Source organism: Micromonospora aridisoli, from assembly GCF_056150025.1.
The window spans coordinates 170788-187420 of record NZ_JAXCFK010000002.1; the positions used below are offsets into that span (position 1 = coordinate 170788).

The 16633-nt window shown below is 72.8% G+C and carries 15 protein-coding genes; 8 read left to right on the top strand and 7 right to left on the bottom strand.

The window, feature by feature from the left end:
• Nucleotides 1-59: 59 nt before the first annotated feature.
• Nucleotides 60-1022, top strand: coding sequence for an L-threonylcarbamoyladenylate synthase (locus SM447_RS04240; protein WP_474571884.1), 963 nt, complete (start codon nt 60-62; stop codon nt 1020-1022).
• A gap of 60 nt (nt 1023-1082) precedes the next feature.
• On the opposite strand, the gene SM447_RS04245 is transcribed toward SM447_RS04240, so the two are convergent.
• Entirely contained in the window at nt 1083-5546 is a 4464-nt protein-coding gene (locus SM447_RS04245; RefSeq protein WP_474571393.1) for an HAD-IC family P-type ATPase, read from the bottom strand.
• A gap of 151 nt (nt 5547-5697) precedes the next feature.
• Between SM447_RS04245 and SM447_RS04250 the strand changes: the two genes are divergently transcribed.
• The 6 genes from SM447_RS04250 to SM447_RS04275 all read left to right on the top strand — a co-directional run bounded on the left by SM447_RS04250 (nt 5698) and on the right by SM447_RS04275 (nt 9883).
• Complete coding sequence (locus tag SM447_RS04250) at nt 5698-5958, top strand: hypothetical protein (RefSeq protein ID WP_474571394.1); 261 nt, start codon at nt 5698-5700, stop codon at nt 5956-5958.
• Between the two features lie 54 nt (nt 5959-6012).
• Nucleotides 6013-7392 carry an MFS transporter gene (locus SM447_RS04255; RefSeq protein WP_474571395.1) on the top strand — a complete coding sequence of 460 codons (1380 nt, stop codon included), beginning with the start codon at nt 6013-6015 and terminating at the stop codon, nt 7390-7392.
• Nucleotides 7393-7488: 96 nt separating this feature from the next.
• On the top strand, nt 7489-8145 hold the full coding sequence (locus SM447_RS04260) for a GAP family protein (RefSeq protein ID WP_474571396.1): 657 nt from the start codon (nt 7489-7491) through the stop codon (nt 8143-8145).
• Between the two features lie 69 nt (nt 8146-8214).
• Nucleotides 8215-8994, top strand: a complete 780-nt coding sequence (locus SM447_RS04265) for an SDR family oxidoreductase (RefSeq protein WP_474571397.1) — start codon at nt 8215-8217, stop codon at nt 8992-8994.
• A gap of 37 nt (nt 8995-9031) precedes the next feature.
• A complete protein-coding gene (locus SM447_RS04270) occupies nt 9032-9229 on the top strand; it encodes a hypothetical protein (protein ID WP_357582206.1) in 198 nt (65 codons plus the stop codon).
• Between the two features lie 105 nt (nt 9230-9334).
• Nucleotides 9335-9883, top strand: coding sequence for a YbaK/EbsC family protein (locus tag SM447_RS04275; RefSeq protein WP_474571885.1), 549 nt, complete (start codon nt 9335-9337; stop codon nt 9881-9883).
• Nucleotides 9884-9942: 59 nt separating this feature from the next.
• Here SM447_RS04275 and SM447_RS04280 read toward each other — a convergent pair whose 3' ends face one another.
• From SM447_RS04280 to SM447_RS04305, 6 genes are all read right to left on the bottom strand, one after another.
• Nucleotides 9943-10578, bottom strand: a complete 636-nt coding sequence (locus tag SM447_RS04280; RefSeq protein WP_474571398.1) for a DsbA family oxidoreductase — start codon at nt 10576-10578, stop codon at nt 9943-9945.
• Nucleotides 10579-10800: 222 nt separating this feature from the next.
• Complete coding sequence (locus SM447_RS04285; protein WP_474571399.1) at nt 10801-11229, bottom strand: SufE family protein; 429 nt, start codon at nt 11227-11229, stop codon at nt 10801-10803.
• Nucleotides 11230-11319: 90 nt separating this feature from the next.
• Nucleotides 11320-11745: a CBS domain-containing protein gene (locus tag SM447_RS04290; protein WP_474571400.1), complete on the bottom strand. Its 426-nt coding sequence runs from the start codon at nt 11743-11745 to the stop codon at nt 11320-11322.
• A 75-nt stretch (nt 11746-11820) separates the two neighbouring features.
• The gene (locus SM447_RS04295) at nt 11821-13563 is read right to left on the bottom strand and encodes a proline--tRNA ligase (protein ID WP_474571401.1); all 1743 of its coding nucleotides are present in this window, start codon (nt 13561-13563) and stop codon (nt 11821-11823) included.
• 75 nt (nt 13564-13638) lie between these two features.
• Nucleotides 13639-14289, bottom strand: a complete 651-nt coding sequence (locus tag SM447_RS04300) for a response regulator (protein ID WP_474571402.1) — start codon at nt 14287-14289, stop codon at nt 13639-13641.
• On the bottom strand, nt 14286-15617 hold the full coding sequence (locus tag SM447_RS04305) for a sensor histidine kinase (RefSeq protein ID WP_474571403.1): 1332 nt from the start codon (nt 15615-15617) through the stop codon (nt 14286-14288). The genes SM447_RS04300 and SM447_RS04305 overlap by 4 nt, the downstream gene beginning before the upstream one ends.
• 131 nt (nt 15618-15748) lie before the next feature.
• Between SM447_RS04305 and SM447_RS04310 the strand changes: the two genes are divergently transcribed.
• A complete protein-coding gene (locus tag SM447_RS04310; RefSeq protein WP_474571404.1) occupies nt 15749-16186 on the top strand; it encodes a hypothetical protein in 438 nt (145 codons plus the stop codon).
• Nucleotides 16187-16633 lie beyond the last annotated feature (447 nt).

Sequence of the window (16633 nt, forward strand, 5' to 3'; positions counted from 1 at the left end):
CGGGCGGGGTGCCGGCCGCAGGCTAGCGTCGGAGCGTGAGCATCGGATCTCCCCGCGTCCTGCCTGCCGACGGTGACCTCGGCGAGGCGGCCGCCGTGCTGCGTACCGGCGGGTTGGTGGCCTTTCCCACGGAGACGGTCTACGGCCTGGGCGCGAACGCGTTGGACGCGCGGGCGGCGGCCCGGATCTTCGAGGCGAAGCAGCGGCCGAGCTTCGATCCGCTGATCACCCATCTCGCCGACTCGGCGGACCTGGAACCGCTGGTCGGTCCGGTGTCTCCGGCCGTGGCGGCGCTGGCCGCACGGTTCTGGCCGGGGCCGCTGACACTGATCGTGGACCGCCCGGAGGAGATTCCGCCGATCGTCACCTCCGGGCTCGACAGCATGGCGGTGCGAGTACCGGACCATGAGCATGCTCGGCGTCTGATCGCCGCTGCCGGGGTCCCGGTGGCCGCGCCGAGCGCGAACCGGTTCGGCCAGCTCAGTCCCACTCGTGCGGAGCACGTGGTACGCGGGCTCGGCGCGGCCGTGGACGTGGTGCTCGATGGCGGCCCGACCCGGTGCGGGATCGAGTCGACGATCGTGGACGCCCGGGAGGGCCGCCCGGTGGTGCTTCGACTCGGTGCGTTGCCGGTCGAGGAGTTGGAGAAGGTGACCGGCCCGGTGACGGTACGGCCGGGCAGTTCGGGGCAGCCGGTCGCGCCGGGCACGTTGGCCGCGCACTACGCGCCGCGTACGCCGTTGCGCCTGGTGTCCGGCGCGGAGCCGGCGGACACCGGCGGCATGGATCGAGGGTATCTGGCGTTCCGCGACCGGCCGGCCGGCGGCTGGGCGGCAGTGGAGGTGCTTTCCGCCTCCGGTGACCTGACCGAGGCGGCGGCCCGACTCTTCGACGCGCTGCACCGGCTCGACGCGGCGGGGGTGGCCGAGATCGTCGCGGAGCCGGTGCCGGACATCGGTGTGGGGCGGGCCGTCAACGACCGGTTGCGCCGCGCCGCCGCCACCTGGCATCCCGCCGCCTGACAGACACCGGACAGCGGACGGGCGCCGGCTGGGCAGGCAGTACCGGAACCGGACTGCCGGTCACGTTCCGTGTGCGGCATCGGGACGGCTGCCGGCCCGCCCAACGTCTGGGTGCTCGCCCGCGGCCGGCTCGTCGTCGGCGCGGTCGCCACCGGTTTGGGGGAGGCGGGCGACGAGCCGGGTGAGGGCGCCGTTGGCGAGGGTGGCGCCGAGCGCGGATCCGGTGGCCATGGTCCAGCCGACCGGACCCAGCGGAGTGCAGCCGAAGAACTGGCTCAGACCGGGGGTCTGCACCACCGTCGCCAGCACACCGAAGGACGCGGCGGTGGAGGCGAGTACGGTCGGGCTGGTGCCGCCGGCCAGCACGGTCTGGCCGAGTTGGGTACCGACCAGGGAGACCAGGGCGACGGTGCCGGCGCGTCGGCGGGTGCCGGTGTAGCGGGCCAGCGTCCAGCCGGCGGTGGCGCCCAGCGTGGTGGCGACGGCGCGGAGCCCGATCTCCCGGGTCATGGTCTGGCCCAGCGAACTGTCCGGCCCCTCGCGCAGCAGCCCGTCGGCGTGGTCGCCGCCGGGTGGTCGCACGGCGATGGCCAGCGCGGGTGCCAGGTCGGTGAGCAGGTTGACCAGCAGAAGTTGGCGTCCGTTGAGGGCGGCCCGGCCGGTGGCCGCGGCGGTCAGCACACTGAACGCGATCTCACCGAGGTTGCCGCCGACGAGGATGCTGAGTGCGTGGCGGACCGAGGACCACATCGCCCGGCCCTCGACCAGGGTGGCGATGATCGTCTCCAGCCGGTCGTCGGTGACGACCAGGTCGGCCGCGGCGCGTGCCGCCGGGGTGCCCCGTTGACCGAGGGCGATGCCCACGTCGGCCAGCCGGATGGCGGGCGCGTCGTTGGCGCCGTCGCCGGTCATCGCGACGGTACGCCCGCACTTCTGCAGAACCTGGATGATGCGGACCTTGTGCGCCGGGGTGCAGCGGGCCACCACGTCGGTGCCGGCGAGCCGCTCGGCCAAGGCGTTGTCGTCGAGCTCGTCGAGTTCGGTGGCGGTGACCACCTGCTGTTCTTCTCCGTCGCTGATGGTGGCCGCGATCGCTTCGGCCGTCGCCGGGTGGTCCCCGGTGATCATGATGGTGTGCACGCCCGCCTGACGGATCCGGCGTACGGCCGGCGCGGCGCTGGCGCGGACCCCGTCGGCGATCGCGAGGAAACCGGTGAAGACCAGGCCGCGTACGCCCTCGTCGGTGACCTCCGGGTCGGCGACGGTGCATTCGGCGACGGCGAGGATCCGGTGCCCCGCACCGGCCCGTTCGCCGAGCAACCGGTGCAGTTCGGCGCGGCCGGCGTCGTCGAGCGGCTCGTCCCGTCCGGCGGTGCGCTGGGCGGCGCAGCGGGGCAGGACCGCCTCGGGTGCTCCCTTCACACTGAGCAACAGGCCACCGTCGGTCTCGCCGACGGTGGCGTGGTAGCCGCGCGACGGTTCGAACGGCAGCCCACCGGCGGCCCGCCAGCCGGGCGCACCGACCTCTTCGCCGACACCGGCGCCCCGGGCGCCCCGCAGCACCGCCCGGTCGGTCTGCATCGAGAGTTCCTCGGGGTCGTCGGCCGCCGGGGTGGCGCGCAGGGCCGCCGCCAGGGTGCGTCGTAGCCGGTCGTCGAGTTGCTCCGGTGCCGCGTACGAGTCGGCGTCGCCCACACCGGCCAGCATCAGGTGCCCTTCGGTGAGGGTGCCGGTCTTGTCGAAGCAGAGCACGTCGACCCGACCCAGGGCCTCGATGGTGCGCGGGTTGCGGACCAGTGCGCCGTGTTCGGCGAGCCGTCTGGCGGCGGCCAGCTGCGCGGCGCTGACCAGGAACGGCAGCCCTTCGGGCACTGAGGCGACGGCCAGGTTGGCGGCGGTCGCGGCCGTCTGGGCAAGCGGTACGCCGCGCAGCAGGCCGGCGCCGGCCACCGCGACCGCCGACCCGGCGGCCAGTGGGATCGCGGTCCGGGTCAGCCGCCCCAGCCGGGCCTCGACCCCGCTGGTCGGTGCTGCCTGCCCGGCGAGGGCGAGACTGCGGCCGGCCTCGGTGTCGGCGCCGGTGGCCACGACCACGGCGGTGCCCCGGCCGGCGGCGATGGTGGTTCCCTCGTACACCATGGAGGAGCGTTCGGCCACTGCGGCGGCGACCACCGGCTGGTCGGTCTTGTTGACCGGGAGCGACTCGCCGGTCAGGGAGGACTCGTCGGCCTCCAGCCCGACGGATTCCAGCACGCGGCAGTCGGTGGGTACGGCGTCGCCGGATTCGAGCACGATCACATCGCCCGGGACGAGGTCGTCGGCGGGCACCACCCGTTCGACGCCGTCGCGCCGGACCCGGGCGGTCACCGCCGAGCGGGACAGCAGTTCGGCCAGGGACTTCTCGGTGTTGCGCTGGTGTACCGCGCCGACCAGCGCGGACGCCCCGACCACCCCGCCGACCAGCGCGGCGTCGACCAGCGAACCGAAGCTGGCGGAGAGCACCGCACCGGCAGCGAGCACCGGGGTGAGCGGGTTGGCCAGTTCGTCGATGAAGGCGCGGAGCAGTCCACCGGGACCGGCCGCCTCGCCCGGGCGTGCGGACCGTCGTCGCTGGGCCTCGGTGTCGGTCAACCCGGCCTGACTCGTGCGGAGCTGGTCGATGACGGTGGCGACCGGCATCAGGTGCCAGGCGGTGATCGCGGGTGCGGGTGCGGTGGTCCGTTCGGAGAGCCGACCGGCTCGCCACACGCCGTGTGCGAAGGCGAGCGCCGCCGCGCCGTTGACCGAGGCGAGGCTGCGGCCGGGCAGCAGGGCGCGGTCGGCGGTGAAGGCACTCAGCGCGCCGAGGCCGGTGCCGGCCAGCCCGATGCGCAGATTCTGCGCGGTCATCCGGCGGGCCACTCCGGCCGCTTCGATGATCAGGGCGACGACCCGCAGGTCGGTGCCGACCAGCAGGTGGGCTCCCCACGGCGGCGGATCGTCATGGCTGGCGAGGCCCAACCCGCAGTCGGCCGCGGCGAGCGCGGCACGGTCACCGGAGACGAGCATCACCACCGCACCCTCACGTTGCAGGGTGCGTACCGTCTCGGAGAGCTGCTCCTCGCCGGGCATCAGCGCGTCGGCGGTGGCGTTTCGCTGCGGGTCGCCGCCGGCCACGACGAGTCGCAGGCCGGCCTGCCGGGCGACGGTCGGTAGGGTCTCGACGCCGGGTGCCGGTTCCGGTTCGACCCGCAGCACCGCTGTGAGGGTGTCACCCTGGGCCAGCCCGAGCAGGGTGCCACCGCGTTCGCGTAGCCGCCGGCTGTCGTCGGTGTCGCCGGGGTCCCGCACGTCGAGTCGGTCCAGCGGGCCGAGTCGCCAACCGTCGAGCTGGCGTACGTCGTGCGGCGCGGCCGGCTCGAAGAGGGTGAACGCCCGGGCTGCCACCTGCGACGTGTCGACGTCGGGCAGCGGGGCCAGGTCGGCCAGGACGCCCCGGTCGGAGCCGAGGACCCGGGCGTCCAGCACCAGCGTGTCGATCCGGTCGAGTTCGCGGAGCACGCTGCGGTCCATCGCGATGACGCCGCGTCGGGCGAGGATCCGGCCGAGTTGGGCGGCGTACCCCTCGCGTCCGCTGCCGGGTGCCTTGGGCAGCGCGGACAGTCCGAGGGCGGCGGCCCGCTTCGGACCGACCACGGGCGTGGCCGCCGCGAAGGCGGCCGCGCCGCCGACGAGCATCCGGTTGACGTACCGCTCGACGGAGCCGTCGGGCTTCGGGCAGGGGCGGTCGTGGGCGGGTGCGCGGGCGACGGCGCGGTCCGGTTCGCCGGTGAGTCGGGGCTCGGCCTTCTCCCAGGCTCGCAGTTGGGCGAGCCCTTCTCCCCACTGCACGATCCGCTGTGCGCCGTCGAGCACTATTCCCGTCCAGCCGCCGGTGAGGCCCTGCACCACCGCCTCGGTGAGCGGGAAGAGGATCTCGGCGCGTGGGTCGCGGCGCAGTCCCAGACCGGCGAGGCTGTGCAGCTTCGGATGCAGGTCGATGGCGTTGAGCAGGCCGGAGACCTCACCGGGGACGGGGGTGACGGGCAGGATGCGGGTGGCCGCGGAGATGGTCAGGCCGAGCGCGTCGGAGGCGAGGGCGCCGAGGGTACGCGGGGTGCGTGGTCCCTCCTCGGGCGGGTGCGGCGGCGGAATGTCCGGATCCGGTTCGTGCGGGCAGGTGCGTTCGATCCGGGCGATGGTGGCGACCAGCGCGCGCACCTTCGGTCCCGGTGTGTCGACCGCGACGACCACCCGTCCGGAAGGCGCGTTGACGCGCGCCCACGTCACCCCGGGCACCTTCTCCAGTGCCGCCTCGACCTGGCGGGCGAGGGTGTCGCCGCCGTCCTGGCAGACGCCGTGCACCTCGATGTGGTGCCGGCCGGGACGGGACCACACCCGCCGGCTGGTCAGCCCGGCCGCCCGGGCGAGCCGGGTGGCGGCGGCACCGACGCTGCGGGACGCGGCGCCCACCACCGGAGGTACTCCGACGGCGCCAAACCGCATCTCGCCTCCTACCGTTCGTGCCCGGCGGCCTGGCTTCCCGGCCGGACGTCCCTTATGCCCACCGGAGCTGGGCAAAGTTTGCTGCTCGGCTGGGCATGGATGGCCTCGGTGGAGGAATCCGGGGTGGGCGCGTCGGTTCGGGGGAGGCGAGATGAGTGCGCTGACACGACAGCTCAGCGGGACCCGGGAGACTCTGCAGGCGTTCACCCGCCGGGTGAACGTGCCGTGGCTCGGGGAGGTGGCGGTGCCGCCGCCGGACAAGCTCACCTACTACGCCGGTATCGGGGTGCTGACCGCGCTCCAGGTGATCGAGTGGCCGTTGGCGCTGGTCATCACCGCCGGGCATCTGCTGGCCGACCAGCACCTGTCCGGCCTGGCCAAAGGGATAGGCGAGGCACTGGAGTCCGCCTGAGGTAAGCGGCGTCACAATTGACTTGAAGGCGGGTTGAGGTCCGAGGCTTGCCTCATGCTGATCGCCCCGTCTCCGGTAGGTGCCGAGTCGCTCTTCGCCCCTCGGTTGCGGGCGATGACGGTGGGCAGCGTGGCGCTGGTCTCGTTGCTGGCCTTCGAGGCGCTGGCGGTGGGCACCGCCATGCCTACGGTCGCCCGTGCGTTGGACGGGCTGGCGTTGTACGGGATCGCCTTCGGTGGCCCGTTCGCGGCCGGTGTGGTGGCGATGGTGCTCTCCGGCATCTGGTGCGACGCCCGCGGGCCACGCGCTCCGATGTGGTTCGGTCTCGCCGGGTTCGTCGCCGGTCTGCTGCTCGCCGGTGCGGCCACGGCCATGTCGACGCTGGTGGTCGGCCGGATCGTGCAGGGCTTCGGCTCGGGCCTGCTGTCGGTGGCGCTGTACGTGATCGTCGCGCAGGCGTACCCGGAGCGTCTGCACCGCCGCATCTTCGCCGCGTTCGCCGCCGCCTGGGTGGTCCCGTCACTGGTCGGGCCGGTCGTGGCGGGTCTGGTGGTGGAGTACGTCGGCTGGCGGTGGGTCTTCCTGGCGGTGCCGGTGGTGGCGGTGCCGGCGGTGCTGTTGATCCATCCCGGGCTGCGGTCGGTCGGTCCGGCCGGTCCGGTCCGTCGGGCCGCCGGGGCACTGGCTCGGATCGGTTGGGCCTGCGGGGCGGGGGTGAGCGCCGCACTGCTGCACATCGGGGGTCAGCAGCGCGGCGGCACCGCCGTGGCGCTGGTCGCCGTCGCCCTGGTCGGGCTGCTGGTCTGCGCGCCGCGACTGTTGCCGGCCGGGTTTCTGCGGGCCGGTCGCGGCCTGCCCACCGTGGTCGGGCTGCGCGGGCTGGCCTCGGCCGCGTTCGTGGGTGCCGAGGTGGTCATCCCGCTGATGCTGTCCCGGGAGCGCGGGTTCACTCCGACGGCGGCTGGTCTGGTGCTGACCACCGGTGCGCTCTCCTGGTCGCTCGGCTCCTGGTTGCAGGGGCGGATCCGGGCACCCCGGTCCCGGGCCACCCTGCCGAGGGTCGGCCTCACCTGCATCACGGCCGGTACCGCGGTGGTGGGCAGCTGTGTGGTTCCTGCGGTGCCGGTGTCGGTGGGCATTCTCGGCTGGGCGGCCGCCGGCCTGGGCATGGGCCTGCTCTATCCGTCGCTGTCGGTACTGACCTTGGAGCTGTCGGCCCCCGGCGAGCAGGGGCGGAACAGTTCCTCCCTGCAGCTGTGCGATTCGCTGGCGGCGGCGACGGTGCTGGCGCTGACCGGTGCGGTACTCGCCGCCGGGGTGGCACCCGGACGGTTCGACTACGGGGTGACCCTCGCTGCGGCGGCCGGGTTGGCGCTCGTCGGTGCCCTGCTCGCCAACCGGGTCGTGCCGACGCCGCGAGTGACGCCGGTCTGACCGTTCCAGCTGACCACGTGCCGGTGGGCGGGCAGATCGGTGAGAGCCGGCAGCGCGGTGCGGTGGGGATCGGCCGAAGCGGGAGTGTGTGGCCGGGTGAGCCGGCAGGATGAGCTGGCGATGACCTTCCTGACGCTGCTGCCGCTGGCCGTGGTGATGGTCGCCGGCACCCAGCTGGTGGCGGCCGTCTTCTTCGCCTCGTCCGACCGGCCACGGGCCGCTTCGCTGGGTTACCTGGCGGGCGCGGCGATCGTCGTTTTCGGTGGCACGCTGTTGGCCTGGTTGGTGGTCCACCTTTTCAAGATCAGTTTTTCCGGTGGGGGTCGGGGTGCCGTCGAACGGTGGCTCGACTGGTTCGTCCTGGCGCTGCTGGTGGTGCTGGCGGTGATCGTGTTCCTGCGCCGGCACTCGGGGCCGCCGCGTTGGATGGGTCGGCTCCAGCACGCCGGTCCGGGGTACGCGCTGAAGGTGGGCCTGCTGCTCTTCCTCGGCATGCCGTCGGACGACCTGACCATGGTCACCGTCGGGGCCAGTGCCGCGCGGCACGACCTGCCGTGGTGGCACCTGCTGCCCTTCGGGCTGCTCACTCTGGTCCTGCTCGCGCTGCCGCTGCTGGCGCTGCTGCTGCTCGGTCACCGTGCGGCGGTGGTGTTACCGCGCATCAGGGACTGGGCGAACAGCCACTCCTGGCTGGTCAGTGAGGCGGTCATCGTGCTTTTCATGCTGATCACGGCGCTGAACCTGGCGAGGTGAGCCCACTCACAGCTGTCACGTCAGGGCCGGCCCGATCCGTCGTGCTGGCAAGCGACGAGGGAGGTTGACATGCACGTACTGGTCACCGGCGCCGGCGGCGTGCTGGGCGGGGAGGTGCTGCCCCGGCTGCTCGCCGAAGGGTTCGAGGTGCGGGCCACCAGCCGCCGGCCGCGTACCGGGTCAGGAGTCGAGTGGGTGGTGGCGGATCTGGCCACCGGTGCGGGGATCGCCTCGGCGGTGGCCGGCGTGGACGCGGTGCTGCACCTGGCGTCCTCGCCCACCCGGCGAACCCACCAGATCGACGTGCTCGGCACCCGACGCCTGGTAACCGCCGCGGCGGAGGCCGGGGTGAAGCATCTGGTGTACGTCTCGATCGTGGGTGTGGACCGGGTGCCCTACCCGTACTACCGGCACAAGCTCGCCGCCGAGCGGGTGATCGCCGAGGGCGGGGTGCCGTGGACGGTGCTGCGGGCCACCCAGTTCTTCCCGTTCATCGACCAACTGCTGCGCATGTCCAGTCGGCTCGGACCGGTGATCGGTGACCGGGCGGTGCTGGCCCAGCCGGTCGACCAGGGCGAGGTGGCGGACCGGCTGATCGAGTTTCTCCACGGCGGACCACGGGGCGGCATCGTGGACTACGGCGGCCCCGAGGTGCAGCGCTTCGACGAGGCGGTGCGGACGTGGCGGCAGGCGCGTCGGTCCCGCCGTCCGCTGTTGCCGATCCGGTTTCCCGGCCGACTCGGGCGGGAGCTGCGCGCGGGGGGTCTGGTCACCGACGCCGAGCCGACGGGCCGGCGAACCTGGGCCGAATACCTGTCCGACACGTACGGGCGAACGGTGACCCGATGACACCTGCCCCCGTTCCCGTCCGCCCTACCGTCGAGCCATGCTCACGTTCGTCGTCACCAGTCTTCTGTACGTCTGCGGGTTCGTCTTCCTCTACGGGGTGATCCGGCTCGCGGTGCGGCACGCCCTGGAGGACATCGAGGTTCGCCGGGTCCAGGCGGCGCGGGCCGAGGAGATGGCCGCCTCCCGGGACCGGGCGATGCTGGAGCGGCACGGCTTTCTGACCAACGGCGGCTGACCGTCGGTCCCGACGCGAACCAGCCGTTCGCGCCGGCGGTCAGCTGCTCCGGTCCGCCGGTCGCCGTCCACGGCGACGGACCGGAGTGCGACGATCGCAGGCGTGATGGGAACGTTGAAGACCGAGCCCGCCCGCACCCGTGCCGACCTGTTGGCTCCGCCGGTCGCCGCCGCGCTCACCGAATGGCCCGCCGACGCCCCGGTGGACGTCGACTCGGTGCTGGTCGCACCGATTGACGCCGACCTCGCCGACACCGCGGCCTTCTGCGCCGCGTACGACGTCGGGATGGACGAGTCGGCCAACTGCGTGGTCGTCGCCGGTAAGCGTGAGGGCGTGATCCGGTACGCGGCGTGCCTGGTGCTCGCCACCACCCGAGCGGACGTGAACGGGGTGGTCCGGCGGGCGCTGGACGTACGCAAGGCGAGCTTCGCGCCGATGGCCGACGCGGTGGAGCTGACCGGCATGGAGTACGGCGGGATCACGCCGATCGGGCTGCCGTCGCAGTGGCCGATCCTGGTCGACCCGAGGGTGGTGGCCACGCCGCACGTGGTGATCGGATCGGGTGTGCGGCACAGCAAGATCGCCCTACCGGGCCCGGCGTTGGCCGCGCTGCCCGGTGCGCGGGTGGTGGAGGACCTGGCCAGGCCGGCCTGACCATCTGTCCGCATCGATGCTGTTGCACGTGAAACATCAACGGCGTCGACGGGTGGCGGTCAGTGGGCGGCGGCCTCGCGCTGCTGGACTTCGGTGATGGCGGCGAGCAGGGTGGCCGACTCCTGCGCTCCGGTGGCCGCGTACCGGCCGGCGAGCACGAAGGTGGGCACGCTGGTCACCCCGAGCTGTCGGGCGGCGGCCAGTTCGGCCCGCAGTTCGGCGACCCCCTCGTCGGAGCCGAGGAAGCGGCGGGCGTCCTCGCCGTCGAGCCCGATACGGGCGGCCACTGCGCCGAGTGCCTCCCGTGAGCCGATGTCGACGCCGTCGGTGAAGTGGGCCCGGTGCAGAGCCTCGACCATCTCACCGCCGTGGTCCCGCTGCCCGGCCCAGGTGATCAGCCGGTGCGCGTCGAAGGTGTTGGCCGCGATCGCCCGCTCGAAGTGCAGTTCCAGACCGACGCTCGCGCCGATCTCGGCGACCCGGGCGACCATCTGCCGGGCCCGCTGCGGGCCACCGAACTTCTCGGCCAGCACGTCGAGCGTCGGGCGCGGCGACGGAACCGGCGACGGGTCCAGCTGGTAGGGGCGGTGCCGGACGGTCACCATGCCCTCGTACGACGCCAGCGCCTGCTCCAGTCGACGGCGGCCGATCCAGCACCAGGGGCAGACCACGTCGGCGTAGATGTCGATCTCCATGACCGGGGACAACCCGCTGACCGGCAGGTCTGTTCCCGAGTGCCGTCCAGGTCACGGCGGGGCCGGGCAGCCCGGTCGCGGGTGCCGGCCGCAGGCTCAGCACCCGGTTGGCCGCTCAGCGCCCGGGTCGGCGGTGGGCCTCCGCGCCCACGCCGGCCACAGGCGCAGCGCCCCGGTGAGCGGCGGGGCTCAGCGCCCGGGTCGGTGGCGGTGCCGTCCAGGTCAGCTTGTCTGCTCGCGGACCTGCCGCTTGAGCCGGGCCAGGATGGCGGTGCCACCGCGTACCCGTAGTGGGCTGATCGCCTGCGCCAGGCCCATCCGCTGGTACAGGTCGTCCGGAACGGCGAGGACCTGTTCCGGGGTGGCATCGGCCAACCCTTCGGCGAGGATGCCGGCGAACGCCCGGGTGGTGGGTGCCTCCGGCGGACAGTCGAACAACGTGTGGACGGTGCCCTCGGATGTCACCTCGGCGCGCAGGAAGAACGGCGTCTGGCATTCCACGACCTGCTCCATGCCCTCATGACCCGGATGGCCGGCGGGCAGCGGCGGCACCGCGTCGGAGTACTCCAGCAGCATCTCCAGCACCAGATCACGGGGTGCCCCGGCGAACTCGTCGACGATCTCGGCCAGCTTGCTCGGCATCTCGGGCATCCCGCCAGGCTACCGCCGCCGCATGGGGGCCGGGTGAGGTGTTAACAGGGGGCCCTTCCTCTACCGGAGGCGTTAAGAAGGTGCCCTTCCTTACACCGTGGGGGACTGTTCGCTGATCTCGCTGAGCGCCGACGTCGGGTCGAGCTGCATGGCCAGGTCGCCGAGGGAGACGATGCCGACCAGCTTGCGCTCGTTGTCGCAGACGAGGATGCGGCGGATGCCGCGCTCACGCATCAGTGCGGCAGCCTCACCCGCGGTGCAGAACTGCTCGATCATCACGACCTCGCGGGTGACGATCGAGCCGATGGTGGTGTCGGTGGCGCTGGCGTTCTCGGCCACCGCGCGCACCACGATGTCGCGGTCGGTCAGGATGCCGGCGAGGTTGGCGCCGTCGGTGACCACGACGTCGCCGATGTCCGCCTCCTTCATCACCCTGGCGGCCTCGTCGAGGGTGGTCTCCGCCGGCAGGTAGATCACCTGCCGGGTCATCACGTCAGCGACCCGGTAACCAGTCATCAGAGAGCCTCCAGAGAACGTTCAGCCGATCGGGATGCGGTACCCCGTCACTCAACGGCTACACCACGTTCCTGCCTACTCGCTCAGCAGTCTCTCCGCCAGGTCGGCCACGGGGAGATCGGTGCGTTCCCCGGTCGCCCGGTCGCGCAGCTCGACGTACCCCTCGGTCAGGCGGCGTCCGATCACGACGGTGCGGGGGATGCCGATCAGCTCGGCGTCGGTGAACTTCACCCCGGCGGAGACGCCGGTCCGGTCGTCGACCAACACCCGCAGGCCCGCGGCGGAGAGCCGGACACCGAGATCCAGCGTCGCGTCGAGCTGCGGACCCTTACCGGCGGCCACCAGGTGCACGTCACACGGTGCGACCGACGCCGGCCAGACCAGTCCCCGGTCGTCGTGATGCTGCTCGGCGATCGCCGCCACCGCCCGGGACACGCCGATGCCGTAACAGCCCATGGTGGGCCGGACCGGCTTGCCCTGCGGTCCGAGGACGTCCACCGCGAAGGCGTCGGTGTAGCGGCGACCGAGCTGGAAGATGTGCCCGATCTCGATGCCCCGACGCATGGTCAACCGGCCGGTGGCACAGGCCGGGCAGGGGTCACCGGCGCGCACCTCGGCGGCCTCGACCGTGCCGTCCGGGGTGAAGTCCCGGCCACACACCACACTGGTGGCGTGCCGGCCCATCTCGTTCGCGCCGGTCAGCCAGGAGGTACCCCGCACGACCCGGGGATCGACCAGGTAACGGACGTCGAGCTTGGTGAAGATCTGCGGTCCGAGGTAGCCACGGACCAGTTCGGGATGCTCGTCCCAGGCGTCGAAGACTTCCACCGTGGCCGGGGCCAGCGCGGCGGCCAGCCGTTTCAGGTCGACCTCCCGGTCGCCGGGCAGGCCGACCACCAGCAGCTCGGAGGCTTCGGCACCGGGCCGGCGTACCGTCAGCACGACGTTCTTCAGGGTGTCGGCGGCCGTCCAGTCGTCCCGGCCGCCCAGCCGGCGGTCATTGGCCAGCGCGACCAGGCTGGCGATGGTCGGCGTCTCGGGGGTGTCGTGCACCTCGGTCACCGGCTGTGCCTGCGGGTCGCCGGCCGCCGGCACGGGCGTAGTCACCGCCTCGGTGTTGGCCGCGTAGTCGCAGTCGGTGCAGCCGACGTAGGTGTCCTCGCCGACCGGTGTGGTGGCCAGGAACTCCTCCGACGCGGAGCCGCCCATCGCGCCGGACATCGCGTGCACCACCGTGTAGTCGAGCCCCAGCCGGTCGAAGATTTTCCGGTACGCCTCCCGGTGCCGGCCGTACGCGGCCCGCAGGCCCTCGTCGTCCAGGTCGAACGAGTACGCGTCCTTCATCAGGAACTCGCGCCCGCGCAGCAGCCCGGCACGGGGGCGGGCCTCGTCGCGGAACTTGGTCTGAACCTGGAACAACGTCACCGGGAAGTCCCGGTACGAGGTGAACAGATCCTTGACCAGCAGCGCGGCCAGCTCCTCGTGGGTCGGTGCCAGCAGGTGCTCGGCACCGCGCCGGTCAGCGAGGGTGAAGATGTCGTCGCCGTACTCCGTCCACCGTCCACTGGTGCGGTAGGGCTCGGCGGGCAGCAGCGCCGGGAAGTGCACCTCCTGGTCACCGATCGCCGCCATCTCGGCCCGGACGATCTCGGTGACCCGGTCCAGCACCAGCTTGCCCAGCGGCAACCAGGTGTAGCCGCCCGGGGCGGCCCGCCGGATGTATCCGGCACGCAGCAGCAGCCGGTGACTCGGCACCTCAGCGTCGGCCGGATCCTCGCGCAGGGTCCGGATCAGCGACGTCGACATCCGCAACAACACCACCGCACCCTACGACCCGACCCCCCACCCCAACGACCCCTTTCCCACCCACCCCCAGCCCCTGGGTGGGTGGGTTTAGGGGGTCAGGCCGGCGCGGTGGGCGATGACTGCGAGTGCGGTGCGGTCGCGGGCGTCAAGTTTGGTCAGGAGGCGGCTGACGTAGGTGCGGGCGGTCGCCGGGCTGATGAAGAGCGCGCGGCCGATCTCGTCGTTCGTCTCGCCCAGCCCGACCCGGGTCAGCACCGCGCGTTCCCGTTCGGTGAGCACGGCCAACCGGGGGTCGGGCGGGGGCTGCCTCGGTGTGGCGGCGAGCCGTTCCATGACCCGGCGGGCGACGGTGGGCGAGAGCAGGTTCCCGCCGGCCGCGGCGGTGTGCACCGCCCGCCGCAGGTCGTCCGAGGGCGTGTCCTTCAACAGGTAACCGGCGGCACCGAGACCGACCGCCTCGATGATCTCCTCATCGTCGTCGAAGGTCGTGAGGATCAGCACCCGGGTGGCGGTCAGGGCCTCGTCGGCGCGGATCGCCGCGGTGGCGGCCAGGCCGTCCATCACCGGCATCCGAAGATCCATGAGTACGACGTCCGGCCGCAACTGGCGGGCCAGGCGCAGACCCGAGCGCCCGTCGGCGGCCTCCCCCACCACGGTGAGCTGCGGATCGGCGGCCAGCAGAGTCCGGATGCCGGCCCGGACGAGATCCTGGTCGTCGACGACGAGCACGCTGGTCATTCCGGCTCCCTGAGGGGCAGCACCGCCCGTACGACGAAACCGTCATGCCGGTGTCCGGCGGTGAGTGTGCCGCCGAGACTCTCGGCCCGTTCCCGCATCCCGGCGATGCCGTGCCCGGCCCGGCCGGTGGTCGGTGGCTCGGTCTCGTCGACTGCGGCGTGGTGGTCGGTCGGCGGTTCGGCGTGGCTGGTTGGGGCATCGCGGGTCCCTGCCGGCACCCGGTCGGGTGCACCGGCGCGCCGGTCCGCGCCGGCACCCTGGTCGAGCCGGCGTGTGCCGGGCGTCGGGTTCGGCGGCGCGCCCGCGCCGGGCACCGGGTCGGAGCCGGTGTCGGTGATGGTGAGCGTGAGCTGCCCGCCGTCCTGTTCGGCCCGGATCTGGACGCGGCTGCCGGCCGAGTGCCGGACGACGTTGGTGACCGCTTCCTGCACGATCCGGAACGTGGCGGCCTCCACCGGTGCCGGCAGTGGCGCGTCGACGTTCACACGTACGTCGACGTCGAAACCGGCGGCCGAGGCGGCCCGGGTGACCGCTTCGAGGTTGGCCAGGGAGACGACCGTGCGGGGCGGGTCTTCGGGTGACCGGAGCAGCGTCACCGTCCGCCGCAGGTCGTCCATGCTGCGGTGGGCGGTGGATCGGATCAGTTCCAACGCGGATCGGACGGCGGCCTCGTCGCGGCCCAGCGCCTCCCGGGCGACGTCGGCGTGCAGTGCGATCACCGAGGTGGTGTGGCCGAGGGAGTCGTGCAGATCGCGGGCGATGGCCATCCGCTCGTCCCGCACCCGGGCCTGCGCCTCCTGCCGGTACCGGGCCTCGGTCAGCTCGGCGATGCGTCGGGCGTCGGCCTGCGCGGCCCGCCGGGATCGCAGGCTGTCGCCGAAGGCGATCGCCGTGCCCATCAGCAGTACGTGCCCGGCCAACTCGTAGCCGACCACGAAGGCGAAGTCCTGCCCCTCGGCCAGCCGGAAGGCCACCGAGACCACGATGACCAGCACGGCGGCGGTGATCGAGGCGGCGATCCGGCCGCGTTCGGCGGCGGAGAAGAGGGCGGCGGCGACCGGCACGGCCAAGCCGATGGCCGGGTAGCCGGCGGCGTAGTAGGCGAACAGTCCCAGCACGCTGACGGCGAGCACCACCACCGGGTAGCGCCGCCGGACCAGCATCAGCGCACCCAGGCCCACCGCCCACAGGTACGCGACCCGGTCCGGCCCGTGCCGACCGCCCTCGTTGGCGGTGATGACGATCGAGACGGTGACGGCGACACCCGCACCGAGGAGCAGGTCGGTTACCCAGGGACGTACCCTCCGCTGCGTCGACTGGCCGGCCACAAAATCAGCGTACGGCGAGGTCGGGGCGGTGGGAGTCGTCGGAAGGCGACACCAGGGGTCGCCCACGGACGTACCCGGGACGGGTTCGCGGGCCGATGGCGGGGCGACCGATTGTTCCTAGCGTTGCCGGCATGAACATGTCACCCCGCCCGGCTCTCGGACTTCCGTTCCTCACCCTGCTCGGGTTGGCGCTGCTCGGCGTGCCCCGGGTGGTACTGCACGACCTGGACCTGGTGCACGAGCGCACCTTCGTCAACCTGCTGCTGGTGGTCGTACCGCCGGTCGTGTGGATCACCGTGACACTGGCGAAGCGGGTGCCCAACCCGTTCCTGACCCTGCTCGTGGTGGGCCTGCTCTACGGCGTCCTGCTGGCGTTGACCCACCAGTTGCTCTGGCACGTGGCCTTCGACGAGCGGCCGACCCTCGGCGGTAACCTCACCGACCTCGCGCCGGGTACGCAGGCCGTCATCCTGCGGTTCTTCGCCGCGATCAGCAGCCTCTTCACCGGCGTCATCGTCGGCGTCGTCACGGGCCTGATCGCCTGGGGCCTGTCCCGCGTGCGCCCCTGACGCGGATCTTGGACCGGCAGCGCCCCTCCGAGGGCCCGCTCGCACCACCTGGCGGTCTACCTGTCCGGGCTGTACTACGAGGCGACCCACGACCTGTTCCGCCTGGACCCGGAGGGCGGCCCGACCCCGGGTGAGCTGTTCCAGCGCTTCGTGGCCTGGGGCCCGTACCGTCGCCCGGCCGTTGCCCTGCCCCCGGCCTGCACCGGCCGCTGCCGCACAACCTGATCCGGACGGGCGCAGCATTCGGCCGGCGGTGGTGCGGGCCCAGGGTTGGTGGAGCCGAGGTCTGCCGGCGGAAGGACGGTCTAGGACGTGGTGGTGTCGTTCCCCGCGATGAACGCGACCGGCCGGCGGCGTCGGGCGAGGAGCAGCACGATGCCCGCTACGACCATGGCGAGGCCGGCGCCGGCGATCAGTCCGGCCTGCGGCCCGGTGACCGGTAGACCA

Excerpts from the sequence above, each read along its gene's own strand:
- SM447_RS04245 (WP_474571393.1), bottom strand. The coding sequence starts at position 5,546 with ATGCGGTTTGGCGCCGTCGGAGTACCTCCGGTGGTGGGCGCCGCGTCC.
- SM447_RS04250 (WP_474571394.1), top strand. The coding sequence starts at position 5,698 with ATGAGTGCGCTGACACGACAGCTCAGCGGGACCCGGGAGACTCTGCAG.
- SM447_RS04255 (WP_474571395.1), top strand. The coding sequence starts at position 6,013 with ATGCTGATCGCCCCGTCTCCGGTAGGTGCCGAGTCGCTCTTCGCCCCT.
- SM447_RS04265 (WP_474571397.1), top strand. The coding sequence starts at position 8,215 with ATGCACGTACTGGTCACCGGCGCCGGCGGCGTGCTGGGCGGGGAGGTG.
- SM447_RS04270 (WP_357582206.1), top strand. The coding sequence starts at position 9,032 with ATGCTCACGTTCGTCGTCACCAGTCTTCTGTACGTCTGCGGGTTCGTC.
- SM447_RS04275 (WP_474571885.1), top strand. The coding sequence starts at position 9,335 with ATGGGAACGTTGAAGACCGAGCCCGCCCGCACCCGTGCCGACCTGTTG.
- SM447_RS04280 (WP_474571398.1), bottom strand. The coding sequence starts at position 10,578 with ATGGAGATCGACATCTACGCCGACGTGGTCTGCCCCTGGTGCTGGATC.
- SM447_RS04285 (WP_474571399.1), bottom strand. The coding sequence starts at position 11,229 with ATGCCCGAGATGCCGAGCAAGCTGGCCGAGATCGTCGACGAGTTCGCC.
- SM447_RS04290 (WP_474571400.1), bottom strand. The coding sequence starts at position 11,745 with ATGACTGGTTACCGGGTCGCTGACGTGATGACCCGGCAGGTGATCTAC.
- SM447_RS04300 (WP_474571402.1), bottom strand. The coding sequence starts at position 14,289 with ATGACCAGCGTGCTCGTCGTCGACGACCAGGATCTCGTCCGGGCCGGC.
- SM447_RS04310 (WP_474571404.1), top strand. The coding sequence starts at position 15,749 with ATGAACATGTCACCCCGCCCGGCTCTCGGACTTCCGTTCCTCACCCTG.